This is a genomic window from Achromobacter marplatensis, assembly GCF_049060505.1.
Classification (GTDB): domain Bacteria; phylum Pseudomonadota; class Gammaproteobacteria; order Burkholderiales; family Burkholderiaceae_B; genus Achromobacter; species Achromobacter marplatensis_A.
This window is the reverse complement of sequence record NZ_JBMGRB010000004.1, coordinates 1-20172: the sequence shown is the minus strand read 5'-3', so window position 1 is coordinate 20172 and position 20172 is coordinate 1. Positions and strand designations below refer to the sequence as shown.

Below are 20172 nucleotides of genomic sequence, written 5' to 3'. Positions count from 1 at the left end.
TTACAAGACAAATATGACCTTTGTATTGCACGGGTTTGCGCTATGCTGGTAACGACGCAACAACAGAAAGCCATGGCGCGGCGCAGTCCGTTTACCCGGGAAAACACGGTGTTTTCGGTGTTTTTCCCAATTGACGAGGCGCGCACAATGGCTGGGATCGGTCCGCTGGATGCCGTGGCGAAATCGCCGCGCGGCCGGCAAGGACAGACCCCTCGGTCAAGGGGACCGGGTGCGGAGTTCAGCTGTCTTGCGTGGCGCAAGACACCGGTAAAGAGGAAAGGATCATGCCTACTGCGTTAAACAGACTTGGCGCGCTTGAAGCCGCGCGCAAGCTGCAACGGCGCGAATTAACCGCGGTGCAATTGGTGCGGGCGTGTTTCGCCCGCATCGAGCAACGCGAGAACACCATCCATGCCTGGACGGCCTTGCAGAAGCAGGCGGCCCTGGATCATGCGGCCGTGCTGGACGGCGGCGCGCTGCGCGGCCCGCTGCACGGCCTGCCCATCGGCGTCAAAGACCTGTTCGATACCTTCGACCTGCCCACCCGCTACGGTTCCCCCATCTACGAACGCCACCGCCCTGGCCTGGACGCCGCCTCCGTTGCGTTGTGCCGCGGCGCGGGCGCGGTCGTGGTCGGCAAGACCGTCACCACCGAATTCGCCACCTATCAGGCGGGCCCTACGCGCAACCCGCGCAACGAGGCCTACACGCCGGGCGGTTCGTCCAGCGGCTCGGCCGCCGCGGTGGCCGACGACATGGTGCCTTTCGCGCTGGGTTCGCAGACGGCGGGATCGATCATCCGGCCTGCGTCGTACTGCGGCATCGTGGGCTTCAAGCCTACGTTCGGCGCGGTGCCGCGCGCGGGCGTGAAAAGCCTGGCCGAATCGCTGGACACGGTTGGCGGCTTTGCGCGTTCGGTGCCGGACGTCGCGCTGTTCGCCTCGGTGATGATGCGCGACCCCCGCATGCTGGACCTGGCCTATGAAGGCAAGCCACGCATCGGCATGTGCCGCACGCTGCAGTGGCGCCACGCGCAGGCCGAAACCAAGGAAGCCTTCGCCCAAGCCGCCGCCACGCTATCGCGCGCGGGCGCCGTGGTTCAAGAGGTGCCGCTGCCGTCGCAGGACTGCATGCTGGTGCAACTGCATGCTGACATCATGGCGTTCGAAGCCTCGCAGTCGCTCGCCTACGAACGCCTGGAACACGCCAGCCAGCTCAGCCCGAAGATCCAGGCGGTGCTGGAAGCCGGCGCGCAGATCTCGGCCGAAGAACATATCAAGAATCTGGCTCGCGCCGAGGAATCACGCGCGCGCGTGAACGGCTGGTTCCAGGATTTCGACGTGCTGCTGGCGCCCAGCGCCGCGGGCGAAGCGCCCTTCGCCGACCTGGGCACGGGTGATCCGCAGTTTTCGCGCGCCTGGACCTTGTTCGGCTTGCCGTGCTTGAACCTGCCTTTCGCGACGGGCCCTCAAGGCCTGCCCGTGGGATTGCAGGTGATCGGGCAGCGCTATGACGACCATCGCACCTTGGCGGTCGCCGCCTGGATGCACGAGCGCCTGCTGGCTGCCAACACGCCCGATATCGGCGCGTCCGACATGTGGCCTCGCGGCTGAAAACAGAAAGCCCACCAGGTACGGTGGGCTTTTTTTTGGCCGGGCCACGCGGAAAAGCGGTGTGTCTTCCGGGGCGCGCAAGCCCATGTTTCGGGCTTGCGGCGGGCGCTTTAGGTTATGCGGGCATGCGGATCACGCGGCCTCGGCGGCTTCCTGCTCGGCTGCCGTCACGGCGCCCGCGTTGATGTGGCGGTTGACGGCGCTCAGCACGGCCTGGAACGAGGCCGTCACGATGTCGCGGTCGATGCCCACGCCGAAGCCCGTGCTGGATTCGCCAACGCGCAATTCCACATACGAGGCGGCGCGCGTGCCGGTGCCGGTGCCGATGGCATGCTCGTGGTAGTCCATGATGCGCACGGGCACGTCCAGCGCGGCCACGAAGGCCGAGATGGCGCCGTCGCCCTTGCCCGTCACGATGCGGCGTTCGCCGTTGTATTCAAGTTCGGCTTCGATGCTGAAGTGCTGGCCTTCGCCGGCCGACGGGTTGCCATCGATGCGGTGGCGGATCAGCTTCCACGGGGCCTTCTGTTCAAGGTACTCGCGGTTGAAGATGGTGTGGACGTCGTCGGCGGTGACTTCGCGGCCGGTCTCGTCCGTCACGCGCTGGATGGCGCGGCTGAATTCGATTTGCAGGCGGCGCGGCAAGACCAGGCCGTGTTCCTGCTCAAGCAGGTACGACACGCCGCCCTTGCCTGATTGGCTGTTCACGCGGATCACCGCGTCGTAGCTGCGGCCGAGATCGGCGGGGTCGATGGGAAGGTAAGGCACTTCCCAGACCGCGTCGGCCTGTTGCAGCGCGAAGCCCTTCTTGATGGCGTCCTGGTGCGAACCCGAGAACGCGGTGAAGACCAGGTCGCCGGCGTAGGGGTGGCGCGGGTGCACCGGCAACTGGTTGCAGTATTCGGCGCAGCGGCGCACTTCGTCGATGTCCGAGAAGTCCAGCCCCGGATGCACGCCTTGCGTGTAGAGGTTCAGGGCAAGCGTGACGAGGTCGACGTTGCCGGTGCGCTCGCCGCTGCCGAACAGGCAGCCTTCGATGCGGTCGGCGCCGGCCATCACGGCGAATTCGGCGGCGGCGACAGCGGTGCCGCGGTCGTTATGCGGGTGCACGCTCAGCACGATGCTGTCGCGGCGCGCCAGGTTCTTGTGCATCCATTCGATTTGGTCGGCATACAGGTTGGGGCTGGTGGCCTCGATCGTGGCGGGCAGGTTCAGCACCATCTTGTGGTCGGGCGTCGGCTGCCAGACGTCGGCCACGGCATCCGAGACTTCCAGCGCGAATTCGGGTTCAGTCGTGCTGAACACTTCGGGCGAGTACTCGTAGCTCCATTTGGTTTCCGGACGCTGCGCGGTGTATTGCTTGATCAGGCGCGTGCCGGTGGTGGCGATGCCCTTGATCTCTTCCTTGGACATGTTGAACACGACCTTGCGGAAGGCCGGCGCGCAGGCGTTGTACATGTGGACAATGGCTTGCTTGGCGCCCGCAGCGGCTTCCACCGTGCGGCTGATCAGGTCTTCGCGCGACTGGGTCAGCACGATGATGGTGACGTCATCCGGAATGCGTTTTTCGTCGATGAGCTTGCGGACGAAGTCGAAATCGGTCTGCGAGGCAGACGGGAAGCCCACTTCGATTTCCTTGAAACCGATCTTCACGAGCTGTTCGAAGAAGCGGACTTTGCGCTCGACGCTCATCGGCTCGATCAACGCCTGGTTGCCGTCGCGCAAGTCCGTGCTCATCCAGATCGGCGCCTTGGTGATGCGGCGGCTGGGCCAGGTGCGTTCGGAGAAGTCGCGGGTAAAGGGCGCGAAGGGGACGTATTTGGTAGCGGGGTTGGCAAGCATCATGACTACACCTCGATCGGTTTCTTTTGAATCCCGGGAGCACTACTCTCGGCGGCATTTGTGACCGGATGACGGTCTTGTGCCAGGGTTTGCCGTGATTGACCGGCAGGATTCACAAATAAAAGGGGGAAATCGCGTGTGGCAAACGTGGCTGCCGAGCTACCACGGGGACACTAGGCCCGGCAACCGATCGGTAGGTATAGCGATAGCGCGGCAAACGAGGAGGAGCGAGCGCGCAGGCCGGCAACCGGAGCGGCGGAGCGTCCGGTGGCAATCGCGAGGGAGGTGCGGTGTGCGGCCATAGGTTGCTAGTCAAACATACTTTGCGCTGGAGCGCAAACGAAAACGTGCTGGAAAACGGGGGGCGGATCGCCCCGCCGTGTTCTTTATCGCAGATTCATTGGGTTTGCATGTGGCCGTTTTTCACGACTTTACCGAGACGTTCGCGTTCGCTTGCCGCGAACTCCACGAAGCTGGCGCGCGAGCCGCCGCCCGGTTCGATGCTGCTCTGGCTCAATGCATCCCTCACTTCCTTGGACTGCAGGGATTGCTCGACTGCCGCGTTCATCTTGTCCAGCACCTCGGCCGGCGTGCCGGCGGGCGCGAACAAGCCGGCCCAGTGGCCGATGCGGATCGCCGGAAAGCCGGCTTCCGCGGTGGTGGGGATGTCTGGCGCACTGGCCATGCGCTTGTCCCACGTCGTCGCCAGCGCTTTGAGCTTGCCGCTCTGGATCAGCGGCAGCGTCACGATGCTGGCCTCGGAAGTGGCGTCGACCTGGTTGCCGATCACGGCGGTCACGCCTTCCGAGCCACTCTTATATGCGATCGGCTCGATCGGCAGGCCCGTGGCCTCCTTCATCATCTCGGCCACGAAATGCGGGGTGCTGCCGTTGCCGGCGGTGGAGAAGGTGATGCGGTCGGTCTTGGCCTGTTTGGCGCGCTGGACGAAGTCCTTGAGGTCTTTGGCCGGATTAGAAGGGTTGGCCACGATGACCGACGGGGTGATCGACAGCAACGCGACGGGCGTCAATGCCTCGTCCTTGTAGGGCTGGTCCGCGCGGATCAGGCTGTTGGTGACGGTGCCGTTGCTGCCGACCAGATAGGTGTAGCCGTCGGCCTCGCTGCGCGCTACATGGGCGGCGCCCACGACGCCGCCCGCGCCAGGACGGTTTTCAACGATGACCGTCTGGTGCAGGGTCGCGCCCACTGCTTTCGCGATGATGCGCGCGACCAGGTCATTGGCGCCGCCCGCGCTGAAGGGAGCGACGAACGTGATGGGTTTATCGGGCCAGGCGGCCAGCGCCGGCACGGCGGCAAATGCGGCCGAGCAGGCCACCAGCAAGCCAGCGGCATAGCGGACGGGGGGGCGAAACATGGGTACGACTCCAGGGGCTGGCCGCGCATCCGGCAGGTCTCGGCTGCCGGTAGTGTTTTATTTGTGTGCGCGGCTGCGGTTGCGCGAGCCTGGAGCGGCAGTATAGGGCGGGCCGGCTGGCAAGCGACTGAAACAAACAGGCCGCCCGTGGGCGGCCTGGAATCAGGGAACGTGCGTGGCGCTTAGCGGGCGGGCCCGATGCGGGGTTCGACGTAGCGGTCGCCGCGAGGTTCGCTACGGGGCGCGGCCAGGGGTTCCCGGCGGCCGTCGTCGCGCGGATCGCGGCTTGGGCGGGCGGCGGAACCTTCCAGGATCTGCGCCTGTTCGGCCACCATGGCGATCTTGCCGCTGCGATTGTGGCGAATTTCAGACAATGCGCGGCGCAGATCGCCTACCGTGAAGGGCTCTTGGCGGTCGCCCCAGGTCCAGCGCAGCACGCCCAGCGATTCTTCCGACAGGTTCGGCGCCAGATCGGCCAGCACATCGGTGCCGACCGGCGTGGCCGCGCCTGAGACCAAGCTGGCCGAGAACCAGGCCTTGACCGAGAAAAAGACGATCAGCGACCAGATGCCGGTCACGACCCACCAGATGTACGGGTTCACCTTCTGCACCATGTCCATGGTCGGCTGGCCCAGGGAATGCAGGAAGTCGTAGTTCATGCGTTTGCCGAAGTCGAGTATCCAGGAGGCAACCAGATACCAGAGGACGAGGGCGACAGCGATGACTATCGCGCGCACAACGAGTCGGGGAAGCGCCAATTTGAGCAGGGTTTGGCCGATAAGTCGGCTGTCCTGGCGAACGCTTGCGGGCGAAGTCAGATTCATCATGCAAAATATTGTACCTATGACCCGCCCAATTTTAGAACTGCGACCTGGCCAGCATCTGACGCTGACCCCACAGCTACAACAATCGATACGATTGTTGCAGTTGTCTACGCTCGACCTGGAGGCCGAGATCTCGCAAGTACTCGCGGACAATCCCCTGCTGGAGCGTGAAGACGATACCCCCGCGGCCGAGGCGCAAGCCGAATCCGAACGCGAATCTTCCGTGCAGGACGACGAGCCCGCCGTGGAGCGCGAGACGCCGGTGGACGAAATGCCCGGATCGGGCGGGGTTTACTCAGATGACGATTCCGGCCCGCCCGAGACCGCGCGGCCGGATACCTTGCGCGAACACTTGCTGGGGCAGTTGATGCTGACCCGGGCGGCACCCCGCGACGTCGTGCTGGCGACACTGCTGATCGACGAGCTGGACGAAAACGGCTACCTGGGATCGCCGCTGGAAGAGATCCTGGGCTGGCTGCCCGCCGATACCGAACCCGATATCGACGAACTTCGCGCGGCGCTGTCCCTGCTGCAATCATTCGACCCGCCGGGCATCGGCGGGCGCGACATGGCCGAATGCCTGGTGTTGCAATTGCGCAACCCCGATCTGACCCGCCTGCCGGAAGCGGCCGATGCTGCCGTCCTGGCATGTGCCCGCCAGATCTGCGCGCAGCACCTGCCCTTGCTGGCCACCGGCAACGCCGCCCGCCTCTGTGCCGCGGTGGGCTGCGACGACGCGACCTTCCGCGCGGCCCACTCCCTTATCTTGCGGTTGGAGCCGCGCCCAGGGCGTGCCTGGACAGTGCCGGCGGCCGACTACGCGGTGCCGGACGTCATCGTGCGCAAGACGCGGCGGGGATGGCAGGTCACGCTAAACAGCGCCGCCGTGCCGCGCCTGCAGATCAACGGCCTGTATGCGCAGATGCTGGGCAACCAGAAAGAGTCCGCCCATGCCGGCCTGCAATCCCAGTTGCAGCAGGCCAAATGGATGATCCGCAACGTCGAACAGCGTTTCGACACCATCCTGCGGGTGGCCCAGGCCATCGTCGAGCGCCAGACCGCCTTTTTCAGCCAGGGGCCCGCCGCCATGCGGCCACTGATCCTGAAGGACATCGCGGGCGAGCTCGGTTTGCACGAATCGACCATTTCACGCGCCACGACGCAGAAGTACATGCTCACTCCGTTTGGCACGCTGGAGCTTAAGCGCTTCTTCGGCGCGGGCGTATCCACCGACGGCGGCGACGCCACGTCGGCCACGGCGGTGCAGACCTTCATCCGCCAGATGGTCGCGGAAGAGAACCGCGCCAAACCCTTGTCCGACAGCCAGATCATGCAAAAACTGGCCGATCAGGGGATAGTGATTGCCCGCCGGACGGTGGCAAAGTACCGCGAAGCGCTGCGGATAGCCCCCGCGACGCTGCGCAAGGCGCAAGCCTCGGCGCGCTGAAATAAGGGACGAATCTTCGGGAATTCGTCCTTTGTTTCAAGGGCTTGCGCGACAAAAGTCCGTTGCAAATTTGTTGATGCGAGGGGCTTGTCATTCGCTTGATAATTTTCGATAATCATTCGCATGTACATTTGCGTATGTAATGCCATCACCGAACGCCAAGTCCGCGCCAGCGTGGACGGGGGCGCGACGACGCTGTCCGACCTGCAATTCGAGCTGGGCGTGGCCACGTGCTGCGGCTGCTGCGCGGCAACCGCCGCCGAATACCTGCCGGGCGGCCGCTGCTCCAGCGTGTGCGACGTCCGTTCCATTGCCGTTCCGGTCAATGCGCCTGCCGCGCTGGTGGAGTCGGGTGCCGCTGCCAACCACAGCAGCTTCCCCATCCCGCTGGTTGCCGCAGGTTAAGCATTAGCCGTCTCTTCCGGCTCGCTGCCGTCTTGCAGCGGGCCGCGTCGTTTTCTTCCCGCAATATCCCCCTGTTTGACTGAATTCCCCCGGCCCGTGCCGCCGCTTGCTGGCGCCGCGGAAGACGGGTTGCGCCCGGTGGACGGGGCGCGCAGAATGCCTGCTCCACGCGGCATGCGTGGCGTCCCGCTCTCATGGAACCCCGATGAAGGCCTCCCCGCCCGCCGTTTCCGCCACCCCGACCGCAAACGGCGCGCCGGGAATCAGTTGGGTGCCGATCGCCGCCTTCTGCTTCCTGTGGAGTTCGGCCTTCGCGGCGGCCAAGATCGCGGTGCGGGACTGTCCGCCGTTGACGCTGCTGACCATCCGCTTCCTGATCGCCGGGGCCTTGATGCTCGGAATCGCCGCTGCCGGGCGGCAAGGGAAATGGCCCAGCGGTCGCGACCTGGCGTCGTTGATCCTGCTGGGTGTGCTGAACAACGCGCTGTACCTGGGCCTGAGCTGGACGGGGATGACCACGGTGTCGTCCGCGTTCACCGCCGTGCTGATCAGCACGAACCCCTTGCTGATCGGTGTGCTGGCCGGACCGGTGCTGGGTGAGCGCCTCTCGTGGCGCAAGCTGGCGGGGCTGTGCCTGGGACTGGCTGGCGTGGCGTTGGTGCTTAGGTCGCGGTTGAGCGGCATGCAGGAAGACATGCACGGTACCTTGCTGGTGACGGGCGGCCTGGTGGCGCTGGTGGCCGGCACCTTGCTCTACAAGCTCTTGAAACCGACGGCGGGGCTGTGGGCGTCGACGGGTATCCAGTCGCTGGCCGGCGCCGTCGCCCTGCTGCCGTTCGCGCTGACGAGCGAGAGCCTGGGCGATGCGCGCCTGACCGCCAGCCTGGCATGGAGCATGGCCTACATGATCGTCGCCGTGTCGATGGGCGGCTACTACCTGTGGTTCATGATCCTTGGCCGCGCCAGCGCCACGTCGGCCAGCGCGCTGCATTTCCTGATGCCGCCGCTGGGCTTGTTGTTCGGATGGGTCGTGCTGCGCGAACCCGTGTCATGGCTGGATCTGCTGGGCATCGTGCCCATCGCATTCGGTATCTGGTTGACCACGCGCAAAGCCGCCTGAGCCGCGCGCCACCACAATCGCGTTTCCGGTTGTCGATATGCAACGTTGCGCCGTTGCGAGATTCCGGGCCGGTTTTGACCGGTGGCCGTTGCTTGCCGACACGGGCGGCGCGCCCATAACGCCGCAGATTCGCCCACATCGTTTGCGTGCGGGCCGCATAGCGCCTGTCTTGTGCCTGCAAGCCATCAAGTACGCATACTCATTCTCATTGGCTTGTCGCTTTCTTGTAGCGGTTCTAAAGCGGTTTACCAAATGCAGCGCAAGGCTAGGCGCGGCCCTCCGGCAGATGGTAGTCTGCCGGGGTTGCGTACGCGCGGCATCGTGCGCTCCTTTGTCGCGATGCATTTGCGTCGCGCCTGACTGCAAGGAGTCCATTATGAAAGGCGACAAAACCGTCATCCAGTTCCTGAACAAGCAACTGACCAACGAACTGACGGCCATCAACCAATATTTCCTGCATGCCCGCATGCTGAACCATTGGGGCTTTGACAAGCTAGGCAAGCACGAGTACGAAGAATCCATCGGTGAAATGAAGCACGCTGATCGCCTGATCGCGCGCATCTTCATGCTGGACGGCCTGCCCAACCTGCAAGACCTGCACAAGCTGCTGATCGGTGAAGACGTGCCCGAACTGCTGGCCTGTGACCTGAAGCTTGAACAAGCGGCGCATGCCACCGTCGTGGAAGCTATCGCGTATTGCGAATCGGTGCGCGACTACGTCTCGCGCGATCTGTTCCAGGACATCCTGGACGACACCGAAGAGCACATCGACTACCTGGAAACGCAGATCGACCTGATCGACAAGGTCGGTATCCAGAACTACCTGCAAAGCCAGATGTCCGTGCCCGAATAAGCCTTCCGGCCAAAGCAATGGCGCCCGTCGGGGCGCCATTTTTTTTGGCCACATAGCGTGCGCAGCGTGGGGGACTCTTTTGCCGCAGGGCCGCCCCAAGGCAAAAGCGCCCCCTTGGGGGGCAGCAAGCGCATAGCGCGCAGCGTGGGGGCCTCTTGTCCTTTTCTTATTGAGGACGGGCCGGGCATTCGGCCATCGTGCCCCATGCGCGGTTCGGCCCGCAGTACTTGTTGCGAGCGGCCCACGAGCACGACGGGCGGTCGAAGAAGCCTTGCGAGGCGCATTGCGCCAGTTCGCGCTTAAGGGCGTCTTGCCAGCCGGGGGCGCCGGGGCTGAGGGCCGTATTGGGCGGCGGCGGGGGCGCCTGCACCATTTGCGGCGTGCCGTAGCCGCTGGCCTGCGTCTGGCCGCCGTTGATGGCGGTGGACGTACCAGGCACCTGCAGATCAAGCGTGCTGACATCGGAGGTGCCCGACGGCAGCGGCACTTCGGAGGACGCTGCGATTTCGCGGGCTTGTTCCGGCGTGATGCGTTCGCGCGAGAGCTTCACGGCAGGATCGCTGACGGTGTCGAATAGCGACACCGTGTTGACTTGCCATTCGCGGTCCGCCGGCTTGTCGGGCACGCCAAGGGTGCCGTCGATGCGGGGTTGCGGAGGCTGCGCCACGTAGGGACGCCCATTGGCGTCCAGGACAGGTTGCTGCGAAGCCGCGGCGTCCTGCCCAGGAGCCGGTGCGGCGGGCGGCGCATGCGCCACCAGCCAGTCACCCAATTGAATTCCGCCCCAGGCCGACGCGCCAAGCGCGATCAGGAGCGTTGCGAATAATAAACGCCAAGACATTGCTACCCTCATCTGCCGTGCGGGACCCGAACGGGTCTACGCCTTGTCCCCGAATACCTTGCCGCCGTGTTCGCGCATTGCATGGAATTTCACTTCGGGATACAGATCCTCGGCTACGCGCAACTGCGCAGGGGAACTGATCAAAAACGCCGCCGCATCGACCACATCATAGGCGATATGAGCCGCATTGGCATCCATGAACTTGCGCAACGCCTTGGGGTTTTCAGACGTAATCCAACGTGCCATTGTGTAGCGCGAAGGCAGCATCCGGGCATCCGCGCCGTACTCCGTCTTGAGGCGGTGGGCGACCACTTCGAACTGCAATTGGCCGATTGCGCCCAGCAGCAGCGAACCGCCGGCGGCTTCGGGGCGGAACACCTGGATGGCGCCCTCTTCGCCCAGTTGGGTCAGGCCGGTGCGCAGTTGCTTGGTGCGCAGCGGGTCCTTCACTTCGACTGCCTGGAAGAGTTCGGGGGCGAAGAAAGGCAGCCCCGTGAATTGCAGCGTTTCGCCTTCGGTCAGCACGTCGCCCAGTTGCAGCACGCCGTGGTTGGGAATCCCGATCACGTCGCCGGCATAGGCCTCGTCCAGCAGCTCGCGCCGCTGGGACAGGAAAGACACCACGTTATTGGGCCGCATTTCCTTGTTGGTGCGGGCCACCTTCAAGCGCATGCCGCGTTCGAAGCGGCCCGAGCTGACGCGCACGAAGGCGACGCGGTCGCGGTGCGCCGGGTCCATGTTGGCCTGTACCTTGAACACCACGCCGGTGAACTTGGGTTCTTCGGGCAGCACTTCGCGTTGCAGCGCCATGCGGGGGCCTGGAGGCGGCGCATGGTCGACCAGCGCGTCCAGCACTTCCTGCACGCCGAAGTTGTTGATAGCCGAGCCGAAGAACACGGGGGTCTGCTTGCCGGCCAGGAACTGTTCGCGGTCGAAGGCGGGTGCCGCTTCGTTGATGAGTTCGATCTCGCCGCTGGCCTGCTCGAAAGCCGAGCCGTAACGGCGGGCGATTTCGGGGTTGGCCAGGCCTTCGATGACGTCGTCGTTGTCCGAACGACGCTCTTGGCCCGGACGGAACACGCGCATGCGGTCGCGGCGGATATCGAACACGCCGCCGAACGCCTTGCCCATGCCGACCGGCCACGAGAACGGCACGGCGTCCATGCCCAGGTGGCCTTCGATTTCCGACAGCAGTTCCAGCGGCTCGCGCACTTCGCGGTCCATCTTGTTGATGAACGTGATGATGGGCGTGTTGCGCGCGCGGCAGACCTGCAGCAGGCGGATGGTTTGCGGTTCGACGCCGTTGGCGGCGTCGATCACCATCAGTGCGGCATCCACCGCCGTCAGCACCCGGTAGGTATCTTCGGAGAAGTCCTGGTGGCCCGGGGTGTCGAGCAGGTTGATGACGCAGTCGCGGTATTCCATCTGCATCACCGAGGACGCCACGGAAATGCCGCGTTGCTTTTCGATTTCCATCCAGTCGGACGAGGCGTGGCGGGATGCTTTGCGCGCCTTGACGCTGCCGGCGATCTGGATCGCGCCTGCGAACAGCAACAGCTTTTCGGTCAGCGTGGTCTTGCCCGCGTCAGGGTGGGAAATGATCGCGAACGTTCGGCGCCGCGCAACTTCTTGAGGGATATTCATGGTCGGGGGATTGTACTTAACGCCGCTTGTTAGGCCGGCGCGGTCCGGCTTCTTGCATGAAAAGCGCGGGGCACGCGCCGTTGCCGGCGCGTGCCCCGCGCATGAAGATTCAGGAATGGCGGCGGAACGACGCCAGGAATACGCCGGCCAGGATGAACAACGACCCGAAGGTGCGGTTCATCCAGCGGATGTGCTTGGCGTCGCGCAACAGGCGCAGCACGCGCGCCGCCAGCAGCGTATACACGCCCATGGCGACCAGATCGGTGAAGGCCAGCGTGCCGGCCAGCGCCGCGTACTGCGGTGTCAGCGCCAGCGCCGGGTCCACGAATTGCGGCACCACGGCCAGCAGGAACACCGTGCCCTTGGGGTTCATGGTGTTGATCAGGAACCCGCGCATGACGAGTTCCCGGATCGACGCCTGCTTGGGATCGCCCGCATCCACCGCGACAGGTGCGGCATCGGTGCGGATCTGGCGCACACCCAGGTAGATCAGGTAGGCCACGCCCAGGTACTTGACCACATTGAAGGCCATTTCGGACGTAGCCAGCACCGCGCCCAACCCCACGGCCACGACGACAAACTGGAACAGGATGCCCATGATGAGGCCGGCCGTGTTCCAGTAGCCGCGCGCGAAGCCGTACTTCAAGCCAGAGGACATCGCGGAGATCGCGCCCGCCCCGGGTGAGAACGAAATGGCCCAGGAGGCCAGGAAGAACGTCAACCAGGTGGATAAGGGCATGATGGCGCGGGTCCTTGGATCGCAGGGTTCGGGGTGTCGGTGATATTACCTGCTTGCTGTTACTTGCCCAGCAACGCCGCGCGCGGGCCGCCTGCGGGGCGCCCCTGAGCCGGGCGGGAAGCTGCCCCTTCCGGACGGCGTTGGCTTTGCTGCGGGCGGCTTTCACCGCGGCCGGCGTGGGCCGGACGATCAGCAGGCTTGCCGTCGCGCGGGCCGCCATTGGCGCGGCCTTCGCCGCCGGCACGGGCCGGCGCGGGGGCACGGCCGCCAGCAGCTGCGCGGGGCTGGCCTTGCGCGGGGCGCGAACGGCCGGCACCGGCATTGCCGCCACCGTTGCCGCGGCCGGCGTTGCCGCCACGGCCACCGCCGCCATTGCGATTGCCGCCGCGCGGGCTGCGCGCGTCTTCATCGCGTTCCTGGCGTTCGAACGCGGCGGCGCTGGTGGGCGACGGCGTCCAGCCTTCGACGGGCTTGCGCTCGATCGTCTTCTTGATCAGGCGCTCGATGTCTTTCAGCAGCTTGATTTCGCTGCTGTCGACCAGCGAGACCGCGGCGCCGGTGGCGCCTGCGCGCCCCGTGCGGCCGATGCGGTGCACGTAGTCTTCCGGCACGTTGGGCAGTTCGAAGTTCACGACTTGGGGCAACTGGTCGATGTCCAGGCCGCGGGCCGCGATGTCGGTCGCGACCAGCACGGTCACGGTGCTGTCCTTGAAGCCGGCCAGCGCGCGGGTGCGGGCGGATTGGCTCTTGTTGCCGTGGATCGCGGCGGCGGTCAGGCCGTCCTTGACCAGCTTTTCAGCCAGGCGGTTGGCGCCGTGCTTGGTGCGGGTGAACACCAGCACCTGGTGCCAGCCGCTTTCGCGGATGATGTGGCTGATCAGGTCGCGCTTGTGATGCTGTTCCACCATGTGCACCGTCTGGGTGACCAGTTCGGTGGCGGTGTTGCGCGGGGTGACCGAGACTTCGCCCGGGTTGTTCAGGACGCCGCGCGCCAGCGTGCGGATTTCGTCGGAGAACGTGGCCGAGAACAGCAGGTTCTGACGTTGCTTGGGCAGCAGCGCAAGGATCTTGCGGATGTCGCGGATGAAGCCCATGTCGAGCATGCGGTCGGCTTCGTCCAGCACCAGGATTTCCACGCCCGACAGGTCGACCGTCTTCTGGCCGCAGTGGTCCAGCAGGCGGCCGGGGGTGGCCACCAGGATGTCCAGCGGCTTGCGCAGCGCGGAGATCTGGGGGTTGATATTGACGCCGCCGAACATCACCATGGACGTCAGCGAGGTGTACTTGCCGTAGGTCTGCACCGATTCCGCGACCTGCGCGGTCAATTCGCGCGTCGGGGTCAGGATCAGGCAGCGCGGGCGGCCAGGCTTGCGCAGTTCCGGCTTCTGCTGCATCAGCAGGTGCAGGATCGGCAGCGTGAAGCCGGCGGTCTTGCCGGTGCCGGTCTGTGCGGCGGCCAGCAGGTCGCCGCCTTTCAGCACTTGCGGAATGGCTTGGGCTTGAATGGGGGTGGGTGCGGTGTAGCCGGTATCGGCAATAGCGCGCAACAGGGAATCAGCCAGCCCGAGGTCGGCAAAAGGGGAAGAGGTAGTCAAAACAACTCCAGCGGCAGCCCGTCGCTCAAGTTGAGAGACTCCAATCCAGGCGGACGAATAAGGAGAAAAGGGAAGCGCCCTGATGGGCGAAGCTTGGCAGCGAAGGGCCTAGCGGACGTGTGCAGATTGGCAAAGCACACAGGGCGATTGTAGCTGATGTGGCAGTGCAGCACCGGGGGTTTTTTTGCTGGGACGGTATCACCGCGTAACATATTGCATCGCCTATGCACGAAATAAGTGTTTTCCCTAGGCATCACTCCCTATAATCCGTGCGCTTATATCCATTTGAAGAATAAAGGATCGCTATGAAGAAGTCGGCATTAGTGGGTGTCGTTGTTGTCCTGGGCGCGGTGTGGACCGGCACGGCCTGGTACACGGGCCAGAAGGCCGAGGACTTCGTCAATCAATCGATCACGAACGCCAACGACAGCCTGAAGACCCTGAGCGACAAGTGGGGCATCGGCTCCAAGGTCGAGCTGGTGTCGTTCGAGCGTGGCGTCTTCTCGTCCACCGCGCGCTACCGCGTGAAGTTCACCCTGCCCGCCGCCGACGGCAAGCCGGCCGAAGACCGCGACGTGCTGTTCGTCGAGCACCTGAGCCACGGTCCCCTGCCCCTGTCCAACCTGAAGACCGGCGCCTTCATGCCGGCCATGGTGGCCAGCGACTTCGCTTTGGAAGAGACCCCGGCCGTCAAGGAATGGTTCGCCGCCGCCAAGGGCGCCACGCCGCTGACCGGCCACTACAGCGTCAGCTACGCCAAGAACATCACGGGCAAGTTCAATCTGGCGCCGGTGGAAGTGACCAAGGGCGACACGGGCCTTAGCTTCTCGGGCATGACGGGCAACGTCGAATACGCCACGGGCACCGATCATGGCGTGTTCGACCTGAAGACGGACAAGCTGGTGCTGTCCGGCCAATCGGAAAACAGCGACATCGTCAGCATGGCCATGCAAGGCATCACGCTGACCAGCGACATGACCCCGGCTTCCAACGACATGTACGTGGGCAGCCAAAAGCTGACGTTCAAGGATTGGACGATCACGTCGAAGGAAAAGCCGCCCGTCCAGTTCAAGGACACGACGATTGCCGTGGACGTGACGGAAGCCAATTCGCAGATGGGCGCCAAGATGGCCCTGGACTTTGGCATGATCAACGTGCAGGCCAAGGACATGGCCGGCATGAAGCTGGCCATCGACGTGCAAAAGCTGGACTCCAAGGCGTTCAAGGCGCTGAATGACGTCTACGAAGCCGCTTCGCGCCGCATGATGCAAAGCAAGGGTGAAGAGCAGACGCCGCAGTTCACGCCGGAAGAGCAGCAGGTCCTGAAGACCAACGTCGGGCTGTTGCTGGCTGGCAACCCGACCCTGGCGGTGTCGCCGCTGGAAGTCCGCACGGCCAACGGCACGTCCACGTTCAACCTGAACCTGGATCTGACCAAGCCGGCCTCGATGGACGGTGAATTCGCCGATACGCTGACGCAGGCGGTGCGCAAGCTGGACGCCAAGGTGGTGCTGTCCAAGGGCAACCTGAGCGACTTGATGGCCATCGAACCGCAGATGCGTGGCGTGCCGGCCGAGCAAGCCGCCCAGACCGCCAAGGGCCAGGCCGAAATGGTCGGCACCATGGCGGCCGCGATGGGCGTGGCCAAGGTCGAGAACAACAACATCGTCTCGTACCTGAACTACGCCGACGGCCAAGTCGACTTCAACGGCAAGAAGATGCCGGTCGAGCAGTTCCTGATGATGGTCATGAGCGGCGCGATGGGTGGCGCGCGCTAAGGCGCGGGCCGTCAATCCACGCAGCAGAAAAATGCCGCCGCGCCGATGGGCGCGGCGGCATTTTTTTCGCTGGGCCGTCCCGAGATAGAAAAGCGGTTGCTAGAACGGCAACGCGCCCGCCGCCAGTTCTCCGTTGCGCAGCACCGCCACATGGAAGCGCTTGTCGGCCGCTTTCAGGATGTCTTCCGTGGGGTCGCCCTGCACCAGCAGCAGGTCGGCGATCTTGCCCTCGGCGATGATGCCGTGCTGGTCCAGGCCCATCAGGTCATGGCCGCGCGACGTGCCGGCGATCAGCGCGTCCATCGGCGTCATGCCGAATTCGACCATGTAGGCCAGTTCCATGGCGTTTTCGCCGTGCAGGTTGAATGGCGTGCCGGCGTCCGTGCCCATCGCGATCCGGCCGCCGGCCTTGTAGTACATCTGGAATGATTCGCGGTGGCGCTGTTCAACCGCCCGCGCCTTTTCCACGGCGTAGGCGGGAATGCCGTTGTCGGCGTTGGCGATGATGTTGCGCACGGCGGCGATGGTGGGCACCAGATACGTCTGGGCCTCCAGCATTTCGCGCAGGCAGTCGTCATCCATGAAGATGCCGTGCTCGATCGAATCGATGCCGGCGCGCACCGCGTTCAGGATGCCTTGCGTGCCTTGCGCGTGGCTGGCAGTGCTTTTGCGGAAGCGCTTGGCTTCATGCACGCCCGCCTTCATTTCGTCGAAGCTGTAGTGCGCATCCATCGGGCTGACGCCGGGCGTCATGACGCCGCCGGTCGCCATGATCTTCACCAGGTCGCAGCCCGCATGTACCTGTTCGCGCACGGCTTTGATCACGTCTTCACAGCCGTCGGCGACGCGGCCGATGCGATTGCCGTGCCCGCCCGTCATGCAGATGATGCGGCCCGACGCCTTGATGGTGGGACCGGGGAACACGCCGCGCGCGATCGCGTCGCGCACGCCGAATTCCAGATAGTCCTTGCCGCCGCAGTCGCGCAGCGCCGTGATACCGCCGCGCAAGCTGGCCTGGGCGTTTTCCAGCGCGGTCAGCGTGATCTGGGCGGGGCCTTGCTTGCTTAGCTGCGCGTTGGGGTCGGCGCCGCCGGTGTAGACCAGGTGAACATGGCAATCCGCCAGGCTGGGCATCAGCGTCATGCCTGTCGTGTTGACCCGCGCGCCGGCGTAGCCCTCGAATTCACCCACCGGCGCCACGCGCGCCACCCGCTGGCCGTCGACCAGTACGCCGTGGTTTTGCAGCGTCTTGCCCTCGCCGTCGAATACCTGTCCGCCGATGAAGAGGGTCTGTCGTGTGGCTGTCATGTCTTGCTCCGGGTGCGCTCGGGCGTCAACCTTCCACCACGTCCAGTCCCTCGCGGGACATGGATTGCAGGCGGGGCATCAATCCAAGCAGGTGTTGGCTATAGGGGTGTTGCGGATGGTCGAACAGGCTTTCGGTTTCGGCCACTTCCAGCAGTTCGCCGTAGCGCATCACGCCGACGCGGTCGCACATCTGGCGGATCACTGGCAGGTCATGGCTGATGAACAGCATGGTCAGCCCCAACTCTTCCTGCAGGTCTTTCAGCAGGTTCAGGATCTGCGCCTGGATGGACACGTCTAGCGCGGACGTGGGTTCGTCGCAGATCAGGAAACGCGGACGCGTGGCCAGCGCGCGGGCGATGCAGATGCGCTGGCGCTGCCCGCCCGAGAATTCGTGCGGAAAGCGCTCGGCGGCCCGGTCGCCCAGGCCCACCACGTCCAGCAGATCGGCCACGATGCGGCGCGCTTCGGCTTCGCTTGCGGCCAGCTTGTGGAAGCGGATGGGTTCGGCCACGATGTCCAGCACGCGCATGCGCGGGTTGAGCGACGAGAACGGATCCTGGAAGATCATCTGGATCTGGCGCCGGAACGGGTTCAGCTGCTTTTCCCCCTTGAGCGCGGTCAGGTCGGTGCCGCCGAACGTGACCGAGCCTTCCGAAGGCGTGTACAGCCCCGAGATCAGCCGCGCCACGGTGGACTTGCCGGAACCGGATTCGCCCACCAGTCCGAAGACTTCGCCTTCACCGATCGAAAAGTTCACGCGCTTGACGGCGTCCAGCGTGCGCTGGTTGCGTTTGAAGAGCGCGCTCTTAAGCACGAATCGCATGGAAAGGTCGCGCACCTGCACCAGTGGCCCGCCGGTGTTTGTGCTTGTGTTCGCACCGAAGTCGCGCCGTTGGCCCAGCCAGTGCGTGGCCAGGTCGAGCGGCTGCGACGGCGTCTTCACGTCTTCGATGTAGGTGACGAGCGGAAAGCGCCTGAGCTTGATGTCGGGGCGCGGCACGGCCGAGATCAGGCTGCGGGTGTAGGGGTGGTCGGGATCGCCCAGGATCTTGGCGGTGGGGCCTTGTTCCACGAGCTTGCCGTGGTACAGCACCGCCACGCGGTCGGTCACGTCCGCGATCACGCCCATGTCGTGCGTGATGATGATCATGCCGACCTGTTCTTCGCGGCACAGCTTTTTCAAGAGCGCGAGGATCTGCGCCTGGATGGAGACGTCCAGCGCGGTGGTGGGCTCGTCGGCGATGATCACCTCGGGTTCGCAGCACAGCGCCAGCGCGATCACCACGCGTTGCCGCATGCCGCCCGAGAACTGGTGCGGGTATTGCTGCACGCGCAGTTCGGGCTGGTCGATGCCGACCTGTACCAGCAACTGCACTGCGCGCTTTTTGGCTTCGGCATGCGACAGGTTCAGATGCACCTGCATGGTCTCGACCAACTGGCTTTCCACCGTCTGCAAGGGGTCCAGCGACGTCAGCGGATCCTGGAAGATCATGCCGATGCGGCGTCCGCGTACCTTGCGTTTCTGCGCCGGTGTCAGCGTGTCGATGCGTTCGCCGTTCAGCAGCACCGAGCCGCCGGCCAGGCGCCCAGGCGCTTCCAGCAAGCCGATCACTGCGTTGCCGATGGTGGATTTGCCCGCGCCGGATTCGCCCACCACGCCCAGGATTTCGCCTTTTTCCAGCGACAGCGATACGCCGTCCACCGCCACCAGCGTGCCGCGGCGGCTGGGGAATTCAATACGGATGTCTTCAATGTTCAACAGGGCCATGACGTCCTCAGCGCAGCTTGGGGTTGAGCGCGTCGCGCAGCCAGTCGCCCAGCAGATTGACCGATAGCACCAGCGCCACCAGCGCAATGCCGGGGAAGATCGATATCCACCACATGCCCGAAAACAGGTAGCTGTTGCCAATGCGGATGAGCGTGCCCAGCGACGGCGACGTGACCGGCACGCCAACGCCCAGGAACGACAGCGTGGCCTCGGTGATGATGGCGATCGCCAGGTGGATGGTGGCGATGACCAGCACGGGGCCCATGACGTTGGGCAGGATATGGCGGCGCAGGATGGTGATGGGGCCGATGCCGATGAGGCGCGCGGCCTGCACGTATTCCTTGTTGCGTTCGACCAGCGTGGAACCGCGCACGGTGCGGGCGTATTGCACCCAGCCCGAAATGCCGATGGCGAAGATCAGCACGTACAACGCCAGCTGGTCGTGCATGTCGCGTGGCAAGAGGCCGCGCGCCACGCCGTCGATCAGCAGCGCGACCAGGATGGCGGGAAACGACAGCTGCACGTCCGCGATGCGCATGATGAAGCTGTCGATGCGGCCGCCGGCGTAGCCGCTGATGAGACCGAGCGTGACGCCCAGCACCATCGAGAACAGCACTGAAGCGAAACCCACCAGCAACGACACGCGCGAGCCGTACAGCACGGCCGACAGGATGTCGCGGCCCTGATCGTCGGTGCCCAGCACGAAGTCGGGGCTGCCGCCTTCTTCCCATGCCGGCGGCGTGTTGGCGTCCATGATGCTCAACGAGGCGAGGTCGAAGGGGTTGTGCGGCGCGATGATGGGCGCGAACAGTGCACCCAGCAGGATGGCCAGCGTCACGGCCGCCGCGATCATGGCGCCGGGCGACCGCTTGAAGCTGTGCCAGAGGTCGCTGTCGGCGGCGCGCGCAAACAATGGGGCGATGCGAGCAATCATGTGATTTCCTTTTTTACCGCTGGGCCGTCCCAAGGTAAAAAGCGCCCCCTCGGGGGGCAGCAAGCCGAAGGCGCGGCGTGGGGGCT

Annotated in this window: 16 protein-coding genes; 6 read left to right on the top strand and 10 right to left on the bottom strand. The window is 64.8% G+C overall.

Going from position 1 to position 20172, the window contains the following annotated elements; all coding sequences use genetic code 11:
• The first annotated feature begins 284 nt into the window (after nucleotides 1–284).
• Entirely contained in the window at nucleotides 285–1613 is a 1329-nt protein-coding gene (locus tag ACI0FO_RS11120) for an amidase (protein ID WP_416026650.1), read from the top strand.
• Nucleotides 1614–1745: 132 nt separating this feature from the next.
• Here ACI0FO_RS11120 and leuA read toward each other — a convergent pair whose 3' ends face one another.
• The 3 genes from leuA to ACI0FO_RS11105 all read right to left on the bottom strand — a co-directional run bounded on the left by leuA (nucleotide 1746) and on the right by ACI0FO_RS11105 (nucleotide 5657).
• Nucleotides 1746–3458 carry a 2-isopropylmalate synthase gene (leuA, locus tag ACI0FO_RS11115; protein ID WP_416026648.1) on the bottom strand — a complete coding sequence of 571 codons (1713 nt, stop codon included), beginning with the start codon at nucleotides 3456–3458 and terminating at the stop codon, nucleotides 1746–1748.
• 394 nt (nucleotides 3459–3852) lie between these two features.
• Nucleotides 3853–4830: a tripartite tricarboxylate transporter substrate binding protein gene (locus ACI0FO_RS11110; RefSeq protein ID WP_416026647.1), complete on the bottom strand. Its 978-nt coding sequence runs from the start codon at nucleotides 4828–4830 to the stop codon at nucleotides 3853–3855.
• 182 nt (nucleotides 4831–5012) lie between these two features.
• Nucleotides 5013–5657, bottom strand: a complete 645-nt coding sequence (locus ACI0FO_RS11105; protein ID WP_416026645.1) for a hypothetical protein — start codon at nucleotides 5655–5657, stop codon at nucleotides 5013–5015.
• Between ACI0FO_RS11105 and rpoN the strand changes: the two genes are divergently transcribed.
• From rpoN to bfr, 4 genes are all read left to right on the top strand, one after another.
• Nucleotides 5656–7101, top strand: coding sequence for an RNA polymerase factor sigma-54 (rpoN, locus tag ACI0FO_RS11100; protein WP_416026643.1), 1446 nt, complete (start codon nucleotides 5656–5658; stop codon nucleotides 7099–7101). The two genes, ACI0FO_RS11105 and rpoN, sit on opposite strands and share 2 nt — an antisense overlap.
• Nucleotides 7102–7224: 123 nt before the next feature.
• On the top strand, nucleotides 7225–7506 hold the full coding sequence (locus tag ACI0FO_RS11095) for a (2Fe-2S)-binding protein (protein WP_105559369.1): 282 nt from the start codon (nucleotides 7225–7227) through the stop codon (nucleotides 7504–7506).
• A 205-nt stretch (nucleotides 7507–7711) separates the two neighbouring features.
• Nucleotides 7712–8626: a DMT family transporter gene (locus tag ACI0FO_RS11090; protein WP_416026641.1), complete on the top strand. Its 915-nt coding sequence runs from the start codon at nucleotides 7712–7714 to the stop codon at nucleotides 8624–8626.
• Nucleotides 8627–9002: 376 nt separating this feature from the next.
• Nucleotides 9003–9479, top strand: coding sequence for a bacterioferritin (bfr, locus tag ACI0FO_RS11085; RefSeq protein WP_006216785.1), 477 nt, complete (start codon nucleotides 9003–9005; stop codon nucleotides 9477–9479).
• A gap of 166 nt (nucleotides 9480–9645) precedes the next feature.
• Here bfr and ACI0FO_RS11080 read toward each other — a convergent pair whose 3' ends face one another.
• From ACI0FO_RS11080 to ACI0FO_RS11065, 4 genes are all read right to left on the bottom strand, one after another.
• Entirely contained in the window at nucleotides 9646–10332 is a 687-nt protein-coding gene (locus ACI0FO_RS11080) for a hypothetical protein (RefSeq protein ID WP_416026639.1), read from the bottom strand.
• Nucleotides 10333–10356: 24 nt separating this feature from the next.
• Nucleotides 10357–11964: a peptide chain release factor 3 gene (locus tag ACI0FO_RS11075; protein WP_183016908.1), complete on the bottom strand. Its 1608-nt coding sequence runs from the start codon at nucleotides 11962–11964 to the stop codon at nucleotides 10357–10359.
• Nucleotides 11965–12073: 109 nt separating this feature from the next.
• Nucleotides 12074–12703 (bottom strand): LysE family translocator, encoded by a 630-nt coding sequence (locus tag ACI0FO_RS11070; protein WP_105559365.1) that lies wholly within the window; start codon nucleotides 12701–12703, stop codon nucleotides 12074–12076.
• Nucleotides 12704–12762: 59 nt separating this feature from the next.
• Nucleotides 12763–14298 (bottom strand): DEAD/DEAH box helicase, encoded by a 1536-nt coding sequence (locus ACI0FO_RS11065; RefSeq protein ID WP_416026636.1) that lies wholly within the window; start codon nucleotides 14296–14298, stop codon nucleotides 12763–12765.
• A gap of 305 nt (nucleotides 14299–14603) precedes the next feature.
• Between ACI0FO_RS11065 and ACI0FO_RS11060 the strand changes: the two genes are divergently transcribed.
• A complete protein-coding gene (locus ACI0FO_RS11060; RefSeq protein WP_416026634.1) occupies nucleotides 14604–16076 on the top strand; it encodes a YdgA family protein in 1473 nt (490 codons plus the stop codon).
• A 99-nt stretch (nucleotides 16077–16175) separates the two neighbouring features.
• On the opposite strand, the gene ACI0FO_RS11055 is transcribed toward ACI0FO_RS11060, so the two are convergent.
• The 3 genes from ACI0FO_RS11055 to ACI0FO_RS11045 are packed head-to-tail and all read right to left on the bottom strand — an operon-like array spanning nucleotide 16176 to nucleotide 20086.
• A complete protein-coding gene (locus ACI0FO_RS11055; RefSeq protein ID WP_416026632.1) occupies nucleotides 16176–17384 on the bottom strand; it encodes a metal-dependent hydrolase family protein in 1209 nt (402 codons plus the stop codon).
• Between the two features lie 25 nt (nucleotides 17385–17409).
• Entirely contained in the window at nucleotides 17410–19152 is a 1743-nt protein-coding gene (locus ACI0FO_RS11050) for an ABC transporter ATP-binding protein (RefSeq protein WP_416026630.1), read from the bottom strand.
• A 7-nt stretch (nucleotides 19153–19159) separates the two neighbouring features.
• Entirely contained in the window at nucleotides 19160–20086 is a 927-nt protein-coding gene (locus tag ACI0FO_RS11045; RefSeq protein ID WP_416026628.1) for an ABC transporter permease, read from the bottom strand.
• Nucleotides 20087–20172: the final 86 nt, after the last annotated feature.

Excerpts from the sequence above, each read along its gene's own strand:
- ACI0FO_RS11120 (WP_416026650.1), top strand. The coding sequence starts at position 285 with ATGCCTACTGCGTTAAACAGACTTGGCGCGCTTGAAGCCGCGCGCAAG.
- leuA (WP_416026648.1), bottom strand. The coding sequence starts at position 3,458 with ATGATGCTTGCCAACCCCGCTACCAAATACGTCCCCTTCGCGCCCTTT.
- ACI0FO_RS11110 (WP_416026647.1), bottom strand. The coding sequence starts at position 4,830 with ATGTTTCGCCCCCCCGTCCGCTATGCCGCTGGCTTGCTGGTGGCCTGC.
- rpoN (WP_416026643.1), top strand. The coding sequence starts at position 5,656 with ATGCAAAATATTGTACCTATGACCCGCCCAATTTTAGAACTGCGACCT.
- ACI0FO_RS11105 (WP_416026645.1), bottom strand. The coding sequence starts at position 5,657 with ATGATGAATCTGACTTCGCCCGCAAGCGTTCGCCAGGACAGCCGACTT.
- ACI0FO_RS11095 (WP_105559369.1), top strand. The coding sequence starts at position 7,225 with ATGTACATTTGCGTATGTAATGCCATCACCGAACGCCAAGTCCGCGCC.
- ACI0FO_RS11090 (WP_416026641.1), top strand. The coding sequence starts at position 7,712 with ATGAAGGCCTCCCCGCCCGCCGTTTCCGCCACCCCGACCGCAAACGGC.
- bfr (WP_006216785.1), top strand. The coding sequence starts at position 9,003 with ATGAAAGGCGACAAAACCGTCATCCAGTTCCTGAACAAGCAACTGACC.
- ACI0FO_RS11080 (WP_416026639.1), bottom strand. The coding sequence starts at position 10,332 with ATGAGGGTAGCAATGTCTTGGCGTTTATTATTCGCAACGCTCCTGATC.
- ACI0FO_RS11075 (WP_183016908.1), bottom strand. The coding sequence starts at position 11,964 with ATGAATATCCCTCAAGAAGTTGCGCGGCGCCGAACGTTCGCGATCATT.
- ACI0FO_RS11070 (WP_105559365.1), bottom strand. The coding sequence starts at position 12,703 with ATGCCCTTATCCACCTGGTTGACGTTCTTCCTGGCCTCCTGGGCCATT.
- ACI0FO_RS11060 (WP_416026634.1), top strand. The coding sequence starts at position 14,604 with ATGAAGAAGTCGGCATTAGTGGGTGTCGTTGTTGTCCTGGGCGCGGTG.
- ACI0FO_RS11055 (WP_416026632.1), bottom strand. The coding sequence starts at position 17,384 with ATGACAGCCACACGACAGACCCTCTTCATCGGCGGACAGGTATTCGAC.
- ACI0FO_RS11050 (WP_416026630.1), bottom strand. The coding sequence starts at position 19,152 with ATGGCCCTGTTGAACATTGAAGACATCCGTATTGAATTCCCCAGCCGC.
- ACI0FO_RS11045 (WP_416026628.1), bottom strand. The coding sequence starts at position 20,086 with ATGATTGCTCGCATCGCCCCATTGTTTGCGCGCGCCGCCGACAGCGAC.